We start from the raw sequence: 21,604 nt of genomic DNA, 5'->3' as shown, positions 1-21,604 counted from the left end.
GGCCCCGAGGAGCAGCTCGTGACGTATGACATCAACGCCCTCCGCTCCCAGTTCCCCGCCCTCGACGCGGGAGTGGCGCACTTCGACGGCCCCGGCGGCACCCAGACACCCCGGCCGGTCATCGAGGCGATCGCCGGCGCCCTGGCCGGCCCGCTGTCGAACCGGGGACACAACGCGCCGGGGGAGCGCAACGCCGAGGCCATCGTCAACGGCACCCGCGCCGCCCTGGCCGACCTCCTCGGGGCGGACCCGTCCGGGATCGTCTTCGGGCGCAGCGCCACCCAGCTCACCTACGATTTCTCCCGCACCCTCGCCAAGTCCTGGGCGCCCGGCGACGAGGTGGTCGTGACCCGGCTGGACCACGACGCCAACATCCGGCCCTGGGTGCAGGCCGCCGAACGGGCCGGCGCCACCGTGCGCTGGGCCGACTTCGACCCCGCCACCGGGGAGCTGACCCCCGACGACATCCGCGCCGTGCTGTCGGAGCGCACCCGGCTGGTCGCCGTCACCGCCGCCTCCAACCTGATCGGCACCCGCCCCGCGGTCCCCGAGATCTCCCGGCTCGCCCACGAGACCGGGGCGCTGGTGTACGTCGACGGTGTCCACCACACCGCCCACGCGCTGGTCGACCTGGACCGACTCGGCGCGGACTTCGTCGTCTGCTCGGCCTACAAGTTCCTCGGTCCGCACCACGGAGTCCTCGCCGCCCGGCCGGAGTTGCTGGAGACCCTGCGGCCGGACAAGCTGCTGCCCTCCACCGACGTCGTCCCGGAACGCTTCGAACTCGGCACGCTGCCCTACGAGTTCCTGGCCGGTACCCGCGCCGCCGTCGACTTCCTCGCGGGCCTCGACCCCAGCGCCACAGGCAGCCGGCGCGAGCGGCTGACCGCGGCCTTCGAAGCGCTGGAAGCACATGAGCGGGTCCTGCGCGCACAGCTCGACAAGGGCCTGTCCTCGCTCGACGGGATCACCGTCCACTCCCGGGCCGCCGACCGCACGCCCACCCTGCTGCTGACCTTCCGGGAGCACAGCACGGTCGATGCCTACGGCTTCCTCGCCGAGCGGGGCGTCCACGCGCCCTCCGGCTCCTTCTACGCGATCGAGGCGTCCCGCCGGCTCGGCCTCGGCGACACCGGCGGTCTGCGGATCGGTCTGGCGCCGTACAACAACGCGGAGGACGTGGACCGGTTCCTGGCGGGACTGGGCGAGTTCCTCGCTTCCTAGGCGGCCTCGAACCCGGTCAGCGCCGCCCTCGCCACCGCCGTCCCCGCCCGCAGCGCCCCGACCGGATCCACCGCCTCGTCCAGCTCGACGAGGACGGTGCCCGCGCCCGGGGTGCGGGACATCGCGTCCGCCCAGCCCTCCCAGTCGACGATGCCCTTGCCCAGCTCGGCCATGTAGGGCCGCTGCTGGGCGAAGACCGTCTCGTCGACGGTGAGTTCCACGTCGATCGGTTTGACCGCGTCCTTCCAGTGCGCCAGGGCGATGCGCCGGGCGTGGCGGCGGGCCACGGCCACCGGGTCGCCGCCGCCGAGCGCGATATGGCAGGAGTCGGGGCAGAGCCAGACATAGCGAGGATCAGTCAGCGCCATGAACAGGTCGATGTCCCGCTCGTACCAGAGCGTGCTGTTGGACTCCGTGTGCAGGGCGAGCCTGACACCGTGGTGGGCCACGGCCTCGCCGACGGCGTGGGCGATGTCGGCCATACGGGCCATGTAGGCGGCGTCGACGAAGAAGGGCGGGCGGATCCCGAACGTCTGCCGCATCGGCAGCCCGGCGACCAGGAGCTCCGCTCCGGCCTCGGCGAGGAACGCGGCGCGCCGCTCGGCGTCGGCGACGATCGCCGCCGTGTTGCCGGCCCGCCGCCAGTCGGGCGCGTCGCTGTCGGCGATGAAGGCGCTCACCAAAGACAGTCCACGGCCGGCGAGTTCGCGCCGGAACGCCTCCGCGCTGCCGAACGCCCGCAGCACCGAGCCGATGTCGCCCGGCGCGAACGTCAGCTCCAGTCCGGTGACGCCTGAGGCGAGCAGCGAGTCCATCACCCGCTCCCAGAAGGCCCCGGGGTGGTCGTGGGCCCATGCGCGCAGTGCGGCGGCGGAGTCGAGCCCCCAGAACTCCGGGTGGTGGAAGGTGATGACGTCCGTCGCGAAACGCCGGGTCACTCGGAGCCTCCCCGGGCGTTGTAGACGTCGACCCCGCCCGCGTCGACGGCCTCGCGGTAGGCGCGGAACACCGCGAGGGCCTCGTCCCGCAGCACGTCCGACACGACCTGGATGCCGCGTTCCTCGAACTGCTCGGCCCAGTCCTCGCGGACCGGCCCCTCGTCGAACGTGGTGATCTCCTCCAGCTCCGGCCCCTCGCCGGCGACCACCAGTCCGCGCACCCCGGACCACATGGTCGCGCCGTAACACTGGACGCACGGACGCCAGTTGACGACCAGCTCGTGCCCCGGCATCCCCTTGCCCCCGAGATCCCAGCTGCCGGTCGCCGTCTGCGCCAGGCCGAGTGCGAGGACCTCGGCGTGGGCGACGGAGACGCCGGTGGTGAGGACGACGTTCACCCCGACCGAGACGATCCGCCCGCTCTCCCGCTCGGCGACCAGTGCCGCGAACGGACCGCCGTTGCCCTCGCGCCAGTTGCGGTCCGCGAGCCGGTGCACCAGCCGCATCCGGTCCTCACGGGAAGGGAGGACCGCCGGCCCCTCGGCCAGCTCGTCGTCGATCCACGCGGGCAGCGAGACGCGGAATTCCTTCGCGATGTCGATCATGTTCAGACTTCCTGCGCGATGTTCATGGACGGTTCGGCTTCCTGGGCGACGGTGACGGAGGACCCGGCCTCCCGCCGGTGCACGGTGTTGGCCGTCCCGCGGGCGCTCAGCGCGCGAGCGGCCCGGACAGCCGTCACCATGCCGGTCAGAGTGACGTTCGCGGCCATCGCCGTGGGGATCACTCCGTTGCCGGCGAGATACAGATTGTCGTGGCCCCACACCCGTCCCTCGGGGTCGCACACGCTGGTGCCGTCGTCGGCGGCACCCGTGCGGACCGTGCCGGTCAGATGCAGCGAGGAGCCGGGCGGCAGCAGGGCGCTCTCCGTCTCCGGGTCGAAGGGGCCGAACTCCTCGGCCAGCGAACGCACTTCGGCCAGCGCCCGCCCGATCAGCGCACGGTCGGCGTCGGAGTGGCCGAACTCGACGGTGATGCGCGGCATCCCCGCCAGGTCGGTCCGCTCGTCCGAGAAGACCAGCCGGTTCTCGGGGCGGGACTCCAGCGGCGCGTACAGCGAGAGCCCCACGGAGTGGGCGAGCGGGCGGCCACCCTCGTCGACGTACGTCCGGTTCATGATCTGGCCGTGGAACGGCTGCGCGGGCCCGTTGTGCGGCAGCCAGAGGGAGTCGGTGCTGAACTCACCGGGGCGCGGCAGCGGCAGCGCCTCCAGGTCCAGGCCGAACCGGTCCAGGTCGAGCAGGACACGGGCGGTGATGAAGGCATGTTCGTTGAGACGGCGGCCCAGCGCGGGTGGGCGGATTCCCGAGGCGAACAGCAGCTGTGGGGTGCGCAGCGCGTCCGCGCACACCACGACGGCGTCCGCGCGCAGTTCCGATGCGACGCCGTCGGCGAGGCGGCGCAGCCGGGCGCCCCGGACCCGGCCGTCCCCGGCGACGAGCAGGGAGGTGGTGAGTGTGCCGGTGAGGAGCCTGAAAGCGGGGTCACCGCCCATGGCGATCGGCGGGAAGATGGTCCCCGGCGCGGTGCGCGGCATGGGTCCTGAGCCGGTCGCCGTGACGGCCATGGGCATCGGCTGCGGCCTACGGTCCTCGGGCCCGACACTGTCGTAGCGTCGCCGCAGGACGTCGAGGACCTGTCGTCCGACGGGGGTCGGGCCGATCGCGGCGGGTGTGACGCCGAGCAGCCGGTGGGCCGTGGCCAGGTCCGCCGCCCAGCCCTCCGGGTCACCGAAGTCGAACACCTCGTCCCCGGCCGGCCAGGGTGTCGCCGCCGTCCAGTGCACTCCCATGCCTCCCGTGTTCCACGCGAGGGCCGCCCGAGGCATCGACTCGGCGTCCTCGCCGAACGCGAGCGCGTGGTACATGCCGGGCGCCAGGCCGGTGAGCGTGTCCGGGACCTCGCGGACCACCTCCGCGCCGGTGTACATGCCCTGGATGCCGGTGGCCACCTGGGCGTTGTAGCGCGCCCACAGGCCCGGGTCGTCGAGGTCGTGCAGATGCCGTCCGGGGGCCCCGCCGATCGGGGCGCCGGCGTCGACCATGGTGAGGGCGAGCCCCGGATCGGTCCCGCGCAGCAGCCGCGCCACGGCGGCTCCCATGATGCCGCTGCCCACGATGAGGACGTCGGTGTGGGGGATGTGGGTGGTCACGTGAGACTCCGTAGGTGGGGGCGGCTCGGGCCCAGGGGGCCGAACAGCTCGGTGTCCATGCGGTCCAGCGCCAGCTTGACGGCGCCGACGAGCGGGGCGTCGGCCCCGAGGCCGGTGGCCCGTAGTTCGACCGCGGGGGTGCGGGCGGCGCGCAGGGCCGCGCGCACCCGGGGCAGCAGCACATCGGCGGCGGCCTCCAGTCCGCCGCCGAGGACGATCAGCGAGGGCGCGACGGTCCACGACAGGGTGGTCAGGATGGAGGCGATGTTCTCCACGAACTCCTCGACCTCCGCGAGCGCGAGCGGGTCACCGGCCCGCGCCGCCTCGAAACGGCCGAGCGCGACGTTCCGCCGCTCCGGCTCCGGAGAGGTCAGCCAGGCCGCGGGGCGGTTCTCCACCGAGCCGGTCGGTATCGACGCCGCCTCCACGATCTCACCGGCGGCCCCGTCGAGCCCGCGGTGCACGGCGCCCCTGATCAGGATGCCGAGGCCGGTCCGGTTGCCGAGCACCGCCCAGACGACGTTGTCGTGGTCGCCGGCCACACCCCGCCAACGTTCGGCGAGCGCGCCGAGGTTGGAGTCGTTGTCCGCGAACCACGGCACCCGGACGCGCCACGCCAGCTCCTGCGGCAGCCGGACGCCCTCCCAGCGGGTGGTGTGCACCAGCCGCCGTACCACCCCGTCGTCGTCGATCGCGCCGCCGCTCGCCACCGCGCCGGCGCGCAGACGCTCCGGCGAGCCGCCCGCGTCCTCCAGCGCCTCGCCCACCAGTTCGGCCACGTCGTCGAGGGTGGCCCGCGGGTCCTGATAGGCGCGCAGCGGACGCTGGGCCCGGCCGACGATCCGCCCCCGCACATCGGCCACGACCGCCGAGGCGTACTCGGTGTTGATCTGGGCCGCCGCCAACAGGGCGTGTTCGGCGCGCAGTTCATAGCGGCGGGCGGGGCGGCCGGCGCAGCCGCTGGTGGACACCCGGTCGAGCTCGGCCACCCAGCCCGCCTCCACGAGGGAGTCGAGGATCAGCTCGATGGTACGGCGCGACAGTCCCGTCAGCTCGGCCAGCGCGGTCAGCTTCAGCGGGCCGGCGGAGACCGCCAGCGCCCGCAGTATCACCGACGTGTTGACCCGTCGTACGGCACTCTGGTTCATCCCGGACATCAGCACCCCCGCGCCGCCGTCCGCACCGGTCGGGTCGCCGTCACCGCATCCCCGTCCCCGCGACGCCCTGCACGAAGTACCGCTGCAGGAACAGGAAGAGCACCAGCACCGGCAGCATCACGACGATCGCGCCGGCCAGCATCAGACCGTAGTCGGTGACATGGGCCGCCGCCTGACTGGTGGCGGCGAGGCCGACCGGGAGGGTGTAACTCGACATGCTCTGGGCCACGATGAGCGGCCAGATGAAGTTGTTCCAGGAGTACAGGAACGACATGATCGTGATCGTCGCCACGGCCGGACCGGCCAGGGGCAGGAAGATCCGGAAGAAGATCCGGAACTCGCCCGCGCCGTCGATCCGGGCCGCCTCCAGCAGCTCGTCCGGGATCGACTGCGCGTACTGCCGCATGATGAACACCGAGAGCGGCAGCGCCATGGACGGCAGCGCGACACCGGTGAGGGTGTCCGCCAGTCCCAGGTCGACGGTGATCACGAACTGGGTGAGGAACACCGAGGTGACCGGCACCATCATCGCCGCCATGACCGCCGCGAACGCGAGCCGCCTGCCCGCGAACTCCAGCTTGGCCAGGGCGTATCCGGCCGCCGAGGCGGCCACCACGTTGCCCACGACGACCAGCGCCGCGACGACGACACTGTTGGCCAGGAACCGGCCGAAGCCCTGGGTCCGGAACAGCCGGGTGAAGTTGTCGAAGGTGACATGGTGCGGCAGCCATGCGCCGGGGTCGGAGCGGATCTCGTCCAGACTGCGCAGCGAACCGCTGAGCACCCAGACGAACGGCAGCAGCGTGAGCAGCGCGCACAGCAACAGGGCGCCGTAGAGGAGAGGTTGGGAGATCGAGCGGTGGCGGACGGCGATCCGGCCGGCGGTCGCCCCGGTGACGGGGCCGGTGGTGGGTTCGGTGCTCTGCGGTGCGGTGATCGCGGTCATGAGCGGGGCCTCAGCAGTCGGAACTGGACGACACTCACCAGGGCGACGAGGGCCAGCATCACGAAGGACGCGGCCGAGGAGACGCCCAGCTCGCCCACCCCGAACTGGTGGTAGGTGTACAGCGCGACCGACTCGGTGGAGCCGAGCGGGCCGCCGTCGGTGAGCAGGTACGGCTCGTCGAAGACCTGGAGGTAGAAGACGGTGAGCAGGACGGAGACCATCAGGGTCGTCGGCATCAGCATCGGCAGGGTGATGTGCCACAACCGCCGCCGCTTTCCCGCCCCGTCGAGGGACGCCGCCTCGTGGACGTCCCGGGGGATCGCCTGGAGTCCGGCGAGGAACAGCACCATCGCGGTGCCGAAGTTGCGCCAGACACCGAGGGCGATGACCACGGGCATGGCCAGGTGCTGATCGTCCAGCCAGTTCGGCCCGGCCAGGCCGATCGCGCCGAGGACCTTGTTCACGGTGCCGTTCTCGTTGAAGGCGTACCGCCAGATCAGCGCCACCGCCACGACGTTGGTGACGACCGGCGCGAAGAACACCGTACGGAAGGCGCCGCGCAGCCGCCGGACACCGGAGTCGAGCACCAGGGCGAGCGCGAAGCCGACGCCCATCGTCAGCGGCACCCCGACGGCCACGAACACCGCCGTGTTGAGGATGTCCCTGAGGAAACTGTCGTCCTGGAAGAGACGGACGTAGTTCTGCACTCCGGTGAAGTTCACCGCGAACGGGTGGCGCAGGTCCGTGCCCCGCAGATCGGTGAGGCTGAAGCCGAGCGCCGAGAACGTCGGGACCGCCGTGAAGAGCAGGAACAGCACCGTGAAGGGCGCGAGGAACAGCCAGGCGACGGCCGTCCGGCGGGCCCTCACTTCGCTCCCGTGCCGAGACTCTCGGCGTACGCCTGTACGTTCGCGGCGGCCTTCGCCGCGCTGCGGGTGCCCTTGGCGACGGCCTCCGTCTCCTTGCCCAGCCGGGTGGCGACCTGCTGCCAGGTGGGCACCTGGGGAAAGGCGCGGGTGTTCTTGAGCTGGGTGAGGAACGCGTCGAGCAGCGGCTGGCCCTTGATGGCCGGGTCGTCCCAGGCGGAGACCACGGCCGGCAGTGAGCTGTAGGCCTGGTACTGCGCGATCTGTGTCGCGGGCCGTGCCAGATACCGTACGAACTTCCAGGCCGCGTCGGCGTTGCCCGCGTCGGCGAGGACCCCCCAGGTGCCGCCCGCAGAGAAGGACACGCTGCCCGACGGGCCGGCCGGCAGCGGGGCGGTGGCCACATGGGCCGCCGTCCAGCCCTTCTTCTTCGCCGCGGTGTCGAGCTGACCGATCACCCAGGGCCCGGTGATCATCGAAGCGGTCTTGCCGGAGACGAAGTACGGCTGCGCGTCGAGGAAGGTCGGTCCGCTGGTGTCGGCCGCCCTGGACGTGAAGAAGGACGCGTTGTACTTGAGCGCGTCCACGGTCGCCGGAGTGTCCAGCGTCCACTTGCCGCCCGACAGCAGCGAGCCGCCCGCCTGCCAGGCGTACATCGCGACGTCCTGGCCGTTGAAGACGTCCCAGCCGATGTCGGCCCCGAGCCCGTGCCCGGCGCCCGCGCCCTGGAGCGCCTTGAGGAACGGCACCATCTGGTCCCAGGTGGTGGGCGCCTTCACGCCCGCTTTCCTGGCGAGGTCGGAGCGGTAGACGAGCGCGTACGTGTACGCGTACCAGGGCACGGTGTAGGGCACGCCCCCCACCACACCCGCCTCCCACAGGCTCTTGAAGAAGCTGTCCGGGTCGACGAGCCCGTCCGGTACGGCCCGCAGGATCGACGGGTCGAGGAACTGTGCCTGCTCCTCCGGGAAGAACTGGGCGATGTCGGGTCCCTTGCCCGCCGCGATCGCCGACTGGAGCTTGGTGTAGTACTCGGCGTTCGGGATCAGCGTGAACTTCACGGTCAGCTTGGGGTTCGCGGCCTTGAACGGCTTGATCACCTGGGTCAGCACGTCGGCGTCGCCCTGGGCGGCCCACACGTCGAGGGTGCCGGTGGCCGGGGCGGTGCCGATCGGCGCGGCGGAGGTCTTGGCGGACGCGGTCTCCGTGCCGCGGCCGCAGCCGGTCAGGGCCGAGGCGCCGAGCAGCGCCAGGCCGGCGGTCAACTTCAGGGCACCACGTCTGGAGGGGTGGGACATCGGGGGCTCCTGGGGGATTTCGCGGGAAAGCAGCGATATTGCTGACTGCGAAGCTACGAACGCCGTGTTGCACCGGCGTGGCCCGCCCGTCACGAATAATTTCGGAACTTGTAGCGAAATCCCCTCCTCACCCTCTGTGTGCGATTCCGCACGGCCTGTTGCGTGAGGGGCCGCTGGTGCACCAGGGTGTACTGCCATGGACCGTGACTGGAGCCCCACCTTCCGTCCGACCCGCCGTCAACTCCTCGCCGCCGCGGGCGCCGTGCCCCTTCTGGGTACGACGGCCCCCGCGGCGGTGGCCCGCCCCCACACCGGCGCGTCCGCCCTGACGTTCACCCGGGCCACCAACGGCTCGGCCACCCTCGCGCCCACCGGAGACCGTCTGGTCGCCGAGGCGCAGGGCACCCTCTGGTCCCTGCCCCGCACCGGCGGCAGCGCCCGCTCCCTGACCCCGCCCGACCTCGAACCGGGCCGCCCCACCCACTCCCCGGACGGCGGCCTCATCGCCTTCTGCGCCTACCGCGACGGCGGTTTCCACCTCTGGACGGTCCGCCCCGACGGCTCCGAGCTGCGCAGACGCACCGACGGCCCCTGGGACGACCGCGGCCCGGCCTGGTCGCCCGACGGCGCCCGCCTCGCCTTCTCCTCCGAACGCGGTGGCGACCCCGTCGCCGGCAGCCCGTACCGCATCCACGTCCTGGACCTGGCCACCGGTCGTATCACCCGTGTCACCGGCCTGGGCGGCCAGGACGGCCCCCTCCAGGACAACCCGTGGGAGGACTTCGACCCCGTCTGGTCCCCGGACGGCACCCACATCCTGTTCGTCCGCGCGAAAACGGTCATCACCCCCCTCGGCCCGACCGTGGAGGCCCGCACGATCGCCGCCGTCCCTTCCGACGGCGCCGGCCCGGTCACCGTCCGGTACACCGAGACGGAGGCCGCCCAGGTCATGACCCCCGCCCTCGCCCCCGACGGCCGCCTGGCCCACCTCCGCACGACCGCCGCCCCGAACGCCTCCAGCACCCTCGTCGTCGACGGCCGGCCCGTCGCGATCACCGGCGACATCGCCCCGGTGCCCCCGCGCTGGACACCCGGCGGCGCACTGCTCCTGACCCTGGACGGCGCCTTCACCCTCGTACGGCCCGACAAGCCGGAGCAGCGGGAGACCGTCCCGTTCGAGGGAGTCCTCCCCGTGCGACGGCCGCGGTACCGCACCAAGGAGTACGACCTCGGGCAGGCCCGCACCCGTCCGGTGCGCGGCATCCATCTGCCCGCGCTCTCGCCCGACGGCCGTCAGATCGCGTTCGCCGCCCTCAACTCACTGTGGCTGGCCGGAAGTTCGGGCGGGCGCCCGCCGCGGCGACTGCACACGGCGCCGGCCACCCGCTATCTCCTCGGCCCCGTGTGGGCACCCGACGGGCTCTCGCTCGTCCACGCCGACGACCGCGACGGACTCCTCGGGGTGTACCGGCACGACCTCGCCACCGGAGAGGAGACCGCCCTCGCGACCGGCGGCCGGGTGCACCCGGCGCTCTCGCCCGACGGACGGCGGCTCGGCTGTCTCGACCTCACCGGCAGACTCCTGGTCCGCGACCTGGTGTCCGGCGAGGAACGCGTCCTGGCCTCTCCCCTCGGCGGGGGCGGTCTGCCCGGCCGCCCCAGCTGGTCACCCGACGGCCGCTACCTCGCCCTGTGCGACCGCAACCGTCTCAACTCCCGCTTCAGGGAGGGCTACAACCTCGTCCGGATCGTCGACACCGCGACCGGCGCCGACCGTCTGCACCCCGTGGCACCCCACACCTCCATCGCCGACCGGTACGACTCCGGGCCCGTCTGGTCGCCCGACGGCCGCCGGCTGGCCGTGATCGTCGAATCGGCCCTGTGTCTGCTGCCCGTGGAAGCCGACGGCACCCCGAGCGGTGAGCTGCGCACCCTCACCACCGAACCGGCCGACCACCCCTCCTGGTCCGCCGACTCCACCACCCTGCTGTACCTCTCCGCCGGCCGGCTGCGGCTCATCGACGTCGAAAGCGGCGACGTCCGCACCGTCCGCGTCCCCCTCGACGCGCACCGGCCCACCCCCGCCGACGTCGTCGTGCACGCCGGACGGCTGTGGGACGGCACCGGTGAGACAACCCGCGACGACGTCGACATCGTGGTGAGGGGCGGACGGATCACGTCGGTCGAGCCCCACCGCTCCCGGCGCAGGGCGGCGCTCCGCCGGATCGACGCCTCGGGACGCACGGTCGTGCCCGGCCTGTGGGACACCCACACCCACCCCTGGCAGAGCACCTACGGCGGCCGGCAGACCGTCGGCCAGCTCACCTACGGCATCACCACGGCCGTCTCCCTCGGCGGATTCGCCTACGAACAGGCCCGGCTCCGCGAGGCGGTCGCCGCAGGTCAGCTCGCCGGGCCCCGGCTCCTGACGACGGGGGAGCTCCTCGACGGCGCACGGGTCGCCTACAGCATGGGCCGCGCCCACCGGACCCGGGCGGGGCTGCGCCGCTCGCTGGCACGGGGCGCGGCGCTGGACTGGGACTTCGTCAAGACGTATGTGCGGGCGCCGGGTTGGGTGATGGAGGAGGCCGCGCGGTTCGCGCACGAGCGGCTCGGAGTACGCACCGGAGGGCATCTCCTGTCGCCCGGCGTCCAGCTCGGCCAGGACCTGACGACCCATCTGCAGGCCACCCAGCGCGCCGAGTTCGGACACGCCGTCACCGCGACGGGCCATGCCCACCAGGACGTCGTGGAGATCTACACCGCGCACGGTGTGCGCTTCTCGATGATCGCGACGCCGTTCTCCGCCGTCCCGCTCCTCGGCGCGGATCCCGCCCTCGCCGACGATCCCCGGGTCACGGTGGTGATGCCGCCCTGGGACAGCGCCGCCGTCAAGCAGTCGGCCGGTGTCCCGCCCACCGCGGCCCAACTCGCCACCCTCCGCACGGAGACCGACATCTACCGGCGCATCCTGGCGGCCGGCGGAACCGTCGCCCTCGGCACGGACCAGCCCCTCGTCCCCGTCGGGCTCTCCCTCCACCTCGGCCTGCGCGCCCTGCACCGGGGCGGTCTGTCCCCGGCACAGGCGCTGCGCACGGCCACCGTCCTGCCCGCCCGCCTCTTCGGCGTCGACCGCGATCTCGGCACCGTCGAGGAGGGCAGGCTCGGGGACCTGACCGTCGTCGACGGCGACCCGTTCACGGACTTCGACGATCTCGTCCGCACGGTCGCGGTCGTCCGGGGCGGAGTGCCGTACAGCACGGAGGAGCTGGTCGCCGCGTTCGAGCCGATGAGCGGGAAGGAGGACTGGCTCGGGATGGGACGGCTCATGCGCAGGGACGGGTGCTGTGGCGCCCAGTGGTGAGCCGCGGTCCGGGGCACTCGCCGTGCGCCACCGGTGCGCGTGAGCGTGCTCAGCGGCCCGGGTCCACCCAGGTGAGCCCGTCCTCGGAGGCCACCAGTCCGCCGGGCCGCACCGGTGACTCGTCCTCCAGCGGCCCGCCGAACACACCCCGCTCCTGCAGCACCGCCCCCTCCTGGAACACCTGACGCACGGAGGCCGACTCGAAGAGCGGGTTGCGCAGCCCGTCCGACTCCGGGAGCCGCCCGACCGCGCCGTCCAGCTCCGAGGAGGCGCTGGTCAGCCGCGCACCCGGATCGGCGAGCGACGCGTCACCGGAGGCCAGCCCGCCCACCAGCTCCACGAACGCCTCCAGCTCCGTCGCCGCCACGTTCGTGACCTTGCGGGCCTTCCAGAAGTACGACCGCTCGTCCTGGTGCATGTCGTAGAAGGAGACCAGGAACTCGTAGAACAGCGCGTACTCGTGCCGGTAGCGGGCCTGGAACTCCTCGAGCAGCCGTTCCTCGGCCACCTCCCCGGCCAGGGCGCCGTTGATCGACCGGGCCGCGAGCAGCGCACCGTAGGTGGCGAGGTGCACGCCGGAGGAGAGCACCGGGTCGACGAAGCAGGCCGCGTCCCCGACCAGCACCATGCCGGGCCGCCACAGCCGCGTCTTCCAGTACGACCAGTCCTTGCGCACCCGCACCTGGTCGTAGGGAGCCTCGGTGGCCTGCTCCACCCCGGCGAGCATCTCCCGCACCTCCGGGCACGCGTCGATCAGCCGCCGCCAGCCGGCCACCGGATCCCGCTGGATCTCGGCCGCGTTCTCGCGGCTCACCACGGCGCCCACACTGGTCAGCCCGTCCCGCAGCGGGATATACCAGATCCAGCCCTCGTCGAACGCGGCGCAGAAGATGTTGCCGTCGTTCGGCTCCGGCAGCCGCGCGCCTCCCGCGAAGTAGCCGAACACCGCGATGTTCCGGAAGAAGTCCGAGTACGTCCGCTTCCCGCCGACCTCACCGTGGATACGGCTGCCGTTGCCGGAGGCGTCCACGACGTACCGGGCCCGCGCCTCACCGACCTCGCCGTCCGGGCCGGTCCAGCGCACCCCCCGCACCCGCTCCCCGTCCGCCACCACCTCTCGCACCCGGCAGCGCTCACGGACGTCCACGCCCTTGCGGCGGGCGTTGTCCAGCAGGATCGCGTCGAAGCGCTGCCGTTCGACCTGGTAGGCGAAGGAGGTCGGGTCCGCGAGGCGCGGTGAGAGGGCGAAGGAGAACTGCCAGGGGTCCCGGTTGCGCCCCCACCGGAAGGTCCCGCCGCGTTTGACCTTGAACCCGGCCCGCGCGACCTCGTCCTCGACACCCAGGATGCGGCACACCCCGTGGACCGTGGAGGGCAGCAGCGACTCGCCGATCTGGTAGCGGGGAAAGGCCTGTTGCTCCAGGAGCAGGACCCGGTGGCCACGCAGGGCGACGGCGGTGGCGGCGGTGGACCCGGCCGGTCCGCCGCCGACGACGATCACGTCGAACTCGGTGGGATGCATTGCTCTCCTCGTGCCGTCAGGGCGTCTGTGCCAGGGAGTCGATCCAGGAGCGGACGGCGTGCGCCGTGACGCCGGCGTGCTCCTGCATGAACGAGAGGTGGTCGCCCGGGACTTCGACCTGGCTGTGGCGCAGCGGCCAGGACGTCCGCCACTCGTCGGGGCCCGCGCCCGCCGCCATCCGCGGGGTCGGCTCGGCCGCCCGCACCAGCAGGGTGGGCGTGTCGACCGGCTCCGGCTCCCAGTCGAGGAACATCCGGGTGTACGCCCCCATCGCCGCGACGCCCGCGTCCTCGTCCCCGGAGAAGTCGTGGCCGCCCAGACGCGGCGCGATCGAGGCCGGCAGGGACAGCAGCCACTCCCTGTCGCTGTTGCCCTCGTCGATGAGATAGGTGTCGAGCAGCACCTGCCCGAGGGGAGCCCTGCCCAGGGACTCCAGGTGCCGGGTCACGGCGTGGGCGATCGCGCCTCCCGTGCTGACACCGGCGACGACGAAGGGCCGGTCGCCGATGTGCCGCAGCACCGTCTCCGCATGGGTGTGGGCGAGCGTCTCCCGGTCGACGGGCACGGCGTCACCCGCGCCGACACCGGGATGCGGCAGTTCGAGGACGTCCAACTCGCCCTGGAGACAGCCGTGGAAGCGGGCGAACTCACCGCCGGGCGCGGCGAAGGGCGGGTGCTGGCCGGTGAAGAAGACCAGCACGGGCCGGTCGGCGGGGCCGGTGGCGCGCCGCAGAGGTGGCAGGGCGTGCTTCCGGCTGTCCGCCGCGTCGAAGGTCGGCACCGCGTAGGACGCCGTGACCAGCATGTGCATCGCGGCGACGACCTGCCCGGCCTCGCAGACCCGCCGGTAGAGCGCGGACAGGGTCTGTGCGGGCCGCTCGTCGGGGACGGTGCGTCCGGGCCCCGGGTCCGCCGGCGCGGCGCCAGGGGTGTCGGGCAGATCGTCGAGCAGGCCCAGCACATGGCGGGCGAGCCCCTCGGCCGTCGGGTGGTCGAACACCACGGCGGCCGAGAGCCTCAGCCGCAGCGCCATGCTCAGCCGGTTCCGGATCTGCACCGCCATCAGCGAGTCGAAGCCCAGTTCGGCGAAGGACTTCCCGTCCGGCAGCGAGTCCGCGTCCGGATACCCGAGGACCGTCGCCACGTCCCGGCGCATCAACTCCACGAGCCTGCCCTCGCGTCGGGCACCCGGCAGCTCCGCCAGCATCTTCCGCCAGGCTCCCGGCTCCCATGCCCCCTCGGTGTCGGGCTCCGCCGTACGCGCGGTGGGCCGCCCAGGAGGTACGAGGTCGCGCAACGGCGGCGGCAGGGTCCCTTGCGCGGAACGCAGGCCTGCCTTGTCCAGCGCGACCGGCACGAGCACCGGCTCGCCGCTCTCCCGGAGAGCCGCGTCGAACAGGGCCAGGCCGAGCTCGACGGACAGCGGCCGGAGCGGGTCACCGGCGCTCCGCGGAGCGGCCATACCGTCCGCCGTCTCCCAGGGACCCCACGCCAGGGAGACGGCGGGCAGGCCCTGCGCGGTGCGATGGCGGGCCAGGGCGTCCAGGAACGAGTTCGCCGCCGCGTAGTTGCCCTGCCCGGCCCGCCCCAACAGCCCGGACACGGACGAGAACAGCACGAACGCCGACAGGTCCAGGTCCCTGGTGAGCTCGTGCAGATGCCAGGCCGCGTCCGCCTTCGGCCGGAGTACGCCGTCCAGCCGAACGGGGGTCAGCGCGGCCAGCACGCCGTCGTCCAGCACCCCGGCGGCATGGACCACGGCCGTCAGGGTCGGCGCACAGCTCTCGATCACCCCGGCCAGCGCCGCCCGGTCGGCCACGTCACAGGCCACGATCCGTACCTCGGCGCCCAACTCGGCCAGTCCGGCGCGCAGTTCATCGGCGCCGGGTGCCTCGGGCCCCCGCCGGCCGGTGAGAACCAGGTGCCGGACGCCGTACGAGACGACGAGATGCCGGGCGAGCGCGGCGCCCAGCGCGCCGGTGCCCCCGGTGATCAGCACCGTGCCGTCGAGGGACGGCGTACCGCTCGCCGGGACGGCCGCCGCCGGGACGAGCCGCGGCACCGTCACCTCGCCTTCGCGGACGGAGACTTGGGCCTCACCGCAGGCCACGGCCGTCGGCACCAGCCGCTGCGACTCGGGCCGCCCGTCCGTGTCGACGAGGACGACACGGCCCGGCAGCTCCGACTGGGCCGCCCGCACCAGTCCCCACACCGCGGCACCGGCCAGATCCGGGTCGGGGGCGGTGGCGTTCTCCGTCACCACGACGAGACGCGCGCCCGCCGTACCGGGATCGTCCTGCCAGTCCTGCACCGCGCGGAGCACGCTCGCCGTCAACCGGCGCACCGCGGCCGGCGGGTCGGACCCCACCGCCGGGTCGACCGCCCTGACGATCACGAGGTCGGGCTCCGGCACGGCGGTGCCGACCTCCAGGGCGGTCCACTGGGGACGCCACAGCGCGCGCCGCACGGCCTCGGCCGCCGACTCGGCGGCGCTGTCCGGGAGTTCGCGCGTGCTCAGGGAGTCCACCCGTGCCACGGGTCGGCCCGCCGTATCGGCGAGGGCGACCGAGACCGTGTCCGCGCCCGTCGGGACGATGCGCACCCGCACGTCCGTCGCCCCGGCCGCGTGAAGGCGCACACCGTTCCATGCGAACGGCACCCGGACGGCGCCGGCGCCGGAACCGGCCGGCAGCGGGGCGTGCACGGCCGCGTCCAGCAGCGCCGGGTGGATCCCGAAGCGGTGGGCCTCCTTCGACTCGCTCTCGGGCAGCCGGACGTCCGCGAACAGCTCCTCGCCCCGCCGCCACACGGCCCGTACGCCCCGGAAGGCCGGCCCGTAGGCGAGACCCGTCTCCGCGAGGCGGTCGTAGGCCTCGGTGAGATCGAGTGCGGTGGCGCCGCGTGGTGGCCAGTCCCGGGAGGCGAGGTCCGGTTCGGGCACCGGAGCCGCCGAGGCGCCGAGCAGGCCGGTCGCGTGCCGGGTCCAGGACGCGTCCGCCGTGTCGGGGCGGGTGTGGAGGTCGAGGGGGCGTCGGCCGGTCCCGTCCTCGGCGCCGACCACGACCTGGACATGTACGGCCGTGCCCTCGGGAAGTGCGAGTGGGGCCACGACCACGAGTTCGTCGAGGCTGCCGCAGCCGACCGCGTCGCCCGCCCGTACGGCCATCTCCACGAAGGCGGTCGCCGGGACGAGGACCCGCCCGGCGACCACATGGTCCGCGAGCCACGGGAGGGCCGCGGTGGACAGCAGCCCGGAGAACACCGTGCGGTCGGTGCCGGGGACGGTGAACGCCGGTCCCAGCAGCGGGTGTTCACGGGTGGCGGCCGGTGGATTGGGGCCGGTGCCGGAGGCGTCCAGCCAGTAGCGGCGGTGCTGGAACGCGTAGGTCGGCAGCCCGACCCGGCGTGCTCCGGTGTGCGCGAGAGCCGTGGGCCAGTCGACCCGCACCCCGCGTACATGGAGGCGGGCCAGGGCGGACAGCAGGGTCTGGGGCTCGGGCTCGCCGCTTCGGCCGGCGGCCACGCACAGGGGGTCCCGGTCCGCGAGACAGTCCTCGGCCGCCGTGGTGAGCGCATGGCCCGGGCCGATCTCCAGAAACGCCGAGACACCGTCGTCGCCGAGCCGTCGTACCGCGTCGGCGAACCGGACCGGTCGTCGGACGTGCCGGACCCAGTACTCCGGGGAGCGGAGCTCGTCGGGTCCGGCCGGGCGGCCCGTGACCGCCGAGACCAGCGGAATGCGCGGTGCGTGGAAGGTCAGGCCCTCGGCGACGCGGCGGAAGTCGTCGAGCATCGGCTCCATCAGGGGCGAGTGGAAGGCATGGGAGACCCGCAGGTGTACGGTCCTGCGGCCACGTGCCTCGAACCCGGCCGCCACCGCGAGCACCGGCTCCCGCGGGCCCGAGATCACCACGGAGCGCGGCCCGTTGACCGACGCGACGGCGACCCGGCCGCCGGTGTCGGCGAGCGCGGCGAGGGCCTCCTCCTCCGTCGCGTCCAGCGCCGTCATCGCCCCGTCCTCGGGGAGTGCCCGCATCAGCCGGCCCCGGGCCACGACGAGCGCCGCCGCGTCGGGCAGGTCCAGCACACCGGCGACATGCGCTGCCGCCAACTCGCCCACGGAGTGGCCGCTCAGGACGTCGGGGCGGACGCCCCAGGACTCCAGCAGCCGGAACAGCGCCACCTCGAAGGCGAACAGACCGGTCTGGGCGAAGTCCGTACGGTCGAGCAGCGTGGCCTGAGGGGTTCCCGGCGCGGCCGACAGCACACCGCTCAGGGGGTGTTCGAGACGGCCGTCCAACTCCTGGCAGACCTCGTCGAGGGCGGCGGCGAAGACCGGGAACGCGGTGCGCAACCCGGCGCCCATACGCGCGCGTTGGGAGCCCTGCCCGGTGAACAGGAAGGCGGTACGGACATCCGGGTCCGCGACGCCCCGTCCGCCCCCGTCCCCACCCCCGCCCTCGGCGAGCGTGTGGAGGGCGGAGAGCATCCGGGCCCGGTCGCCCGCCGGAACCGACGCGCGATGGGACAACGCCGACCGGGACACCGCCAGGGACAGACCCACATCGGCCGCCGTGAGTCCGGGCCGGGCCGTCAGCTGGTCGGCGAGACGGCGGGCCTGGGCACGCAGGGCGGTTTCGTCGGCGGCGGACAGCAGCCAGGGGAGGGGAGCGGCGGGCTCACCGGAGGCGGGCGGCGCGCTGGTCCTCGCTGCGCCGACGCTCTCCCGTGGCGCCTCCTCCACGATCACATGCGCGTTCGTCCCGCCGATCCCGAAGGCCGACACCGCCGCGCGCCGCGGTCCGGATTCCGTCCTCGGCCAGGGACGTGCCCGCGTCAGCAGCCGCACCCGGCCGGTGGACCAGTCGACGTGCGGGGTCGGCTCGTCCGCGTGCAGGGTGCACGGGAGCCGCTCGTGGCGCAGCGCCTGGACCATCTTGATGACCCCGGCGACACCGGCGGCCGCCTGGGTGTGCCCCAGATTGGACTTGACGGAGCCCAGCCACAGCGGCGGCCGGTCCTCCCCGCGCCCTTGGCCGTACGTCGCCAGCAGGGCCCGTGCCTCCACCGGGTCGCCGAGCCGGGTGCCCGTGCCGTGCGCCTCGACCACGTCCACGTCCTGCGGGTGGAGCCCGGCGCCCGTCAGCGCCTCGGAGATGAGCCGCTGCTGGGCCGGTCCGCTGGGCGCCGCCAGCCCGTTGGAGGCGCCGTCGGAGTTGACCGCCGAGCCGCGCAGGACGGCCAGTACGGGATGCCCGTGGCGCCGGGCGTCGGACAGCCGCTCCAGCAGCACCAGCCCCACGCCCTCGGCCCAGGCGGTCCCGTCCGCCGACGCCGCGAACGACTTGCAGCGGCCGTCGGCGGCGAGCCCCCGCTGCCGGCTGAACGCCGTGAACGCCTTGGGCGTCGACATGACGGTGACCCCGCCCGCCAGCGCGAGCGAACACTCCCCGGAGCGCAGCGCCCGGGCCGCCCAGTGCAGCGCCACCAGGGAGGAGGAGCACGCGGTGTCGATCGTGACGGAGGGGCCGCGCAGGCCGTAGACGTACGAGAGCCGCCCGGAGGCCACGCTGCCCGCCGAGCCCAGCGCCAGATGGGCCTCCAGTTCGTGGGTGCTGAACCGGGAGGAGTAGTCGGCGTGCATCATGCCGACGAACACACCCGTGTCGCTCTCCCGCAGGGATGCCGGGGCGATACCGGCCCGCTCCCAGACCTCCCAGGACGTCTCCAGGAGCAGCCGCTGCTGCGGGTCCATGGCGAGCGCCTCGCGCGGTGAGATGCCGAACAGGCCCGCGTCGAACTCCGCGGCCCGGTGCAGGAATCCGCCGCTGCGGGTGTACGACGTGCCGACGTGGTCCGGGTCGGGGTCGTACAGCGCGTCCAGGTCCCAGCCCCGGTCGGTGGGGAAACCGGAGACGGCGTCCCTGCCCTCCGACACCAACTGCCAGAGGTCCTCGGGGGAGTTGACGTCCCCGGGATACCGGCAGCCCATGGCGACGACGACGATCGGGTCCTCGTCGTCGCCGCCCGCGCCGGTGTGCGGCGCGGGCGCCGCCTTCGGGGCGAACAGGGTGTCGTACAGCTGCCGGGCGAGTGCGGTCGGCGTGGGGTGGTCGAAGACCAGTGTCGAAGGGAGCCGTAGCCCGGTCGCCTCGCCGAGCCGGTCGAGGAGGGAGACCGCGCTCGCGGAGGTCAGCCCGAGGTCCGTGAAGGTGCTGTCGGGGGAGGTGAGTCCGGACTGCCCGGCCTCGGCCGTCTCCGCCAGCACCGCCTCGCGCAGGGCGCGTTCGCGTGCCTCGGGCGGCAGGGACAGCAGCTGCCGGCGCAGCGAGCCCCCGGGCCCGGTGGCCGCCGCCGGCGCCTGTACGACGGCGTGGCGGGCGATCTTGCCGGAGGCCGTGCGGGGGACGGCCGCGATCTCATGGATCTCGACGGGCAGTTTGTACGCGGCCAACCGGGGGCGGCACGCGTCGAGGACGCCCCGCGCGTCGAAGCCGCCCGGCTCCGGGACGACGTAGGCCACCGGGACCTCGCCCAGGACGTCGTCCGGGCGCCCCACCACGACCGCGTCCCGTACGCCGGGGCAACGCAGCAGGGCCTCCTCGATCTCCGTCGGGTGGATGTTCTCGCCGCCCCGGATGATCAACTCGCTGACCCGTCCGGTGAGCCGGAGATGGCCGTGCTCGACGCGCCGGCCCAGGTCCCCGGTGCGGTACCAGCCGTCCCGCAGCGCGGCGGCGCTCTCCTCGGGCCGGTCGTGGTAGCCGGACATCAGACTCGGCCCGCGCACCCAGATCTCGCCCTCGGCCCCGTCGGTGACGTCGCCGCCCGAGCCGGGATCGACGACGCGCACCTCCATGCCGGGGACCGGCGAGCCGCAGGAGCCGTCGACGCGCGGTCCGTCCGGACGGTTGACCGCGATCATCCCGCAGGTCTCGGTGGAGCCGTACGCGTCGAGGAGCTGCGCCCCCAGCAGCTCCTCCACCGCCCGGCGCAGGGGCGGTGCGCTCGGCGCTCCGGCCACCAGACAGGTCCGCAGCGGCGGCGGAGGAGCGGCACCCTCGGCGGACGCCAGGAGCTGGTGGTAGGTGGCAGGCACGCCGGCCAGGACGGTGTAGGGGCCGGGCAGGGCGGGGTGCGGGGTGTGGAGTTCGCGCAACAGGCCGTCGGGCGGAAGGAGTTCGGCGGTGATCCGGGCGCTCGCGCCGACCGCGGTGACGCCGAGGATCGCCAGGGAGTGGCCGAAGCTGTGGAACAGGGGGAGGGGCCACAGCAGCCGGTCGTCGCGGGAGAGCCCGAACAGTGGGGCGTAACAGGCGGCCGGTGACCACAGGGCGGCGCGCTGGGTGGACAGGACGCCCTTGGGGCGGTGGGTGGTGCCGGAGGTGTAGAGCATCCACGCCGGTTCGTCCAACCCGAGGTCGTCCCGGGGCGGTTCGGCGGACTCGGCCTCGGCCGCGTCGGCGAACCGGACCGTGCCCTCGGGGGCGTCGGCGGGCAGCGGGTCCGGGCCGGTGAGCAGAACACGGACGGAGTGGCCGAGCCGCCGCAGCCGGGAGAGTCCCACGGGGTCGGTGACCAGGACGGAGGCGCCGCTGTCCTGGAGGAAATGGGCCAGTTCGGCGTCGGAGGAACGGGGGTTGAGCGGTACCCCGACCGCCCCGGCCCTGACGGCGGCCAGCACGCTCTCCACCATCTCGACGCGGTTGCCCAGACAGATCGCCAACCGCTCGCCGCGCCGCAGCCCCGTGCGCGCGAGGTACGCGGCCAGTCGTCCGGTGCGCCGCTCCAACTCCGCGTAGGTGACGGCCCGTACGTCATCGGCGTAGGCCACTCGCGAGGGCGACGCCGCGGCATGCGCCGTCAGCAGTTCGGGCAGCGGACGGATCAGCCGGTCGTGCGTCATGGTCCTGCCCCTCCGGCACCCGCCGGGGCGCGGCGCCGTCGATCCCCTTGCCGAACAACATCATCGAGCCTAAGGCAGCGCGACCCGTGCTCGAACTGGTCAGCGACCGCTGTCGGGGCAGAACTGGCCCGCCCCGGCGGGGCCTTCGGGGCAGGCCGATGGTACGGAAAG

The 21,604-nt window shown here is 73.6% G+C and carries 11 protein-coding genes; 2 read left to right on the top strand and 9 right to left on the bottom strand.

Annotation, left to right across the window (positions count from 1 at the left end; genetic code table 11):
- Positions 1–18 precede the first annotated feature (18 nt).
- Positions 19–1,224: a cysteine desulfurase-like protein gene (locus ABZT17_RS06950; protein ID WP_356344674.1), complete on the top strand. Its 1,206-nt coding sequence runs from the start codon at positions 19–21 to the stop codon at positions 1,222–1,224.
- Here the strand turns inward: ABZT17_RS06950 and ABZT17_RS06945 are convergent.
- Genes ABZT17_RS06945 through ABZT17_RS06915 form a run of 7 tightly spaced genes read right to left on the bottom strand, consistent with a single transcriptional unit; the run spans position 1,221 to position 8,641 of the window.
- Positions 1,221–2,162: a sugar phosphate isomerase/epimerase gene (locus ABZT17_RS06945; protein ID WP_356344671.1), complete on the bottom strand. Its 942-nt coding sequence runs from the start codon at positions 2,160–2,162 to the stop codon at positions 1,221–1,223. The genes ABZT17_RS06950 and ABZT17_RS06945 overlap by 4 nt on opposite strands.
- Positions 2,159–2,767, bottom strand: a complete 609-nt coding sequence (locus ABZT17_RS06940; RefSeq protein ID WP_356344668.1) for a nucleoside deaminase — start codon at positions 2,765–2,767, stop codon at positions 2,159–2,161. The genes ABZT17_RS06945 and ABZT17_RS06940 overlap by 4 nt, the downstream gene beginning before the upstream one ends.
- Before the next feature lie 2 nt (positions 2,768–2,769).
- Positions 2,770–4,323: a GMC oxidoreductase gene (locus ABZT17_RS06935; RefSeq protein ID WP_356344817.1), complete on the bottom strand. Its 1,554-nt coding sequence runs from the start codon at positions 4,321–4,323 to the stop codon at positions 2,770–2,772.
- Between the two features lie 47 nt (positions 4,324–4,370).
- Positions 4,371–5,522 carry an ROK family transcriptional regulator gene (locus tag ABZT17_RS06930; RefSeq protein WP_356344666.1) on the bottom strand — a complete coding sequence of 384 codons (1,152 nt, stop codon included), beginning with the start codon at positions 5,520–5,522 and terminating at the stop codon, positions 4,371–4,373.
- 49 nt (positions 5,523–5,571) lie between these two features.
- On the bottom strand, positions 5,572–6,477 hold the full coding sequence (locus ABZT17_RS06925) for a carbohydrate ABC transporter permease (protein WP_356344664.1): 906 nt from the start codon (positions 6,475–6,477) through the stop codon (positions 5,572–5,574).
- Positions 6,474–7,346 carry a sugar ABC transporter permease gene (locus ABZT17_RS06920; protein ID WP_356344662.1) on the bottom strand — a complete coding sequence of 291 codons (873 nt, stop codon included), beginning with the start codon at positions 7,344–7,346 and terminating at the stop codon, positions 6,474–6,476. The genes ABZT17_RS06925 and ABZT17_RS06920 overlap by 4 nt, the downstream gene beginning before the upstream one ends.
- A complete protein-coding gene (locus tag ABZT17_RS06915; RefSeq protein ID WP_356344659.1) occupies positions 7,343–8,641 on the bottom strand; it encodes an extracellular solute-binding protein in 1,299 nt (432 codons plus the stop codon). Before ABZT17_RS06915 ends, ABZT17_RS06920 begins: the two co-directional genes overlap by 4 nt.
- Before the next feature lie 196 nt (positions 8,642–8,837).
- Between ABZT17_RS06915 and ABZT17_RS06910 the strand changes: the two genes are divergently transcribed.
- On the top strand, positions 8,838–12,005 hold the full coding sequence (locus ABZT17_RS06910) for an amidohydrolase family protein (RefSeq protein ID WP_356344656.1): 3,168 nt from the start codon (positions 8,838–8,840) through the stop codon (positions 12,003–12,005).
- A gap of 49 nt (positions 12,006–12,054) precedes the next feature.
- Here ABZT17_RS06910 and ABZT17_RS06905 read toward each other — a convergent pair whose 3' ends face one another.
- Both ABZT17_RS06905 and ABZT17_RS06900 read right to left on the bottom strand, forming a co-directional pair.
- Positions 12,055–13,527, bottom strand: coding sequence for an FAD-dependent oxidoreductase (locus tag ABZT17_RS06905; RefSeq protein ID WP_356344652.1), 1,473 nt, complete (start codon positions 13,525–13,527; stop codon positions 12,055–12,057).
- A 16-nt stretch (positions 13,528–13,543) separates the two neighbouring features.
- Positions 13,544–21,433 (bottom strand): type I polyketide synthase, encoded by a 7,890-nt coding sequence (locus ABZT17_RS06900; RefSeq protein ID WP_356344650.1) that lies wholly within the window; start codon positions 21,431–21,433, stop codon positions 13,544–13,546.
- Between the last annotated feature and the right edge of the window lie 171 nt (positions 21,434–21,604).

It is taken from the genome of Streptomyces sp. NPDC005648 (assembly GCF_040605395.1).
GTDB lineage: Bacteria > Actinomycetota > Actinomycetes > Streptomycetales > Streptomycetaceae > Streptomyces.
The sequence above is the reverse complement of the archived record's forward strand: the minus strand, read 5'-3'. Positions and strand labels throughout refer to the sequence as shown.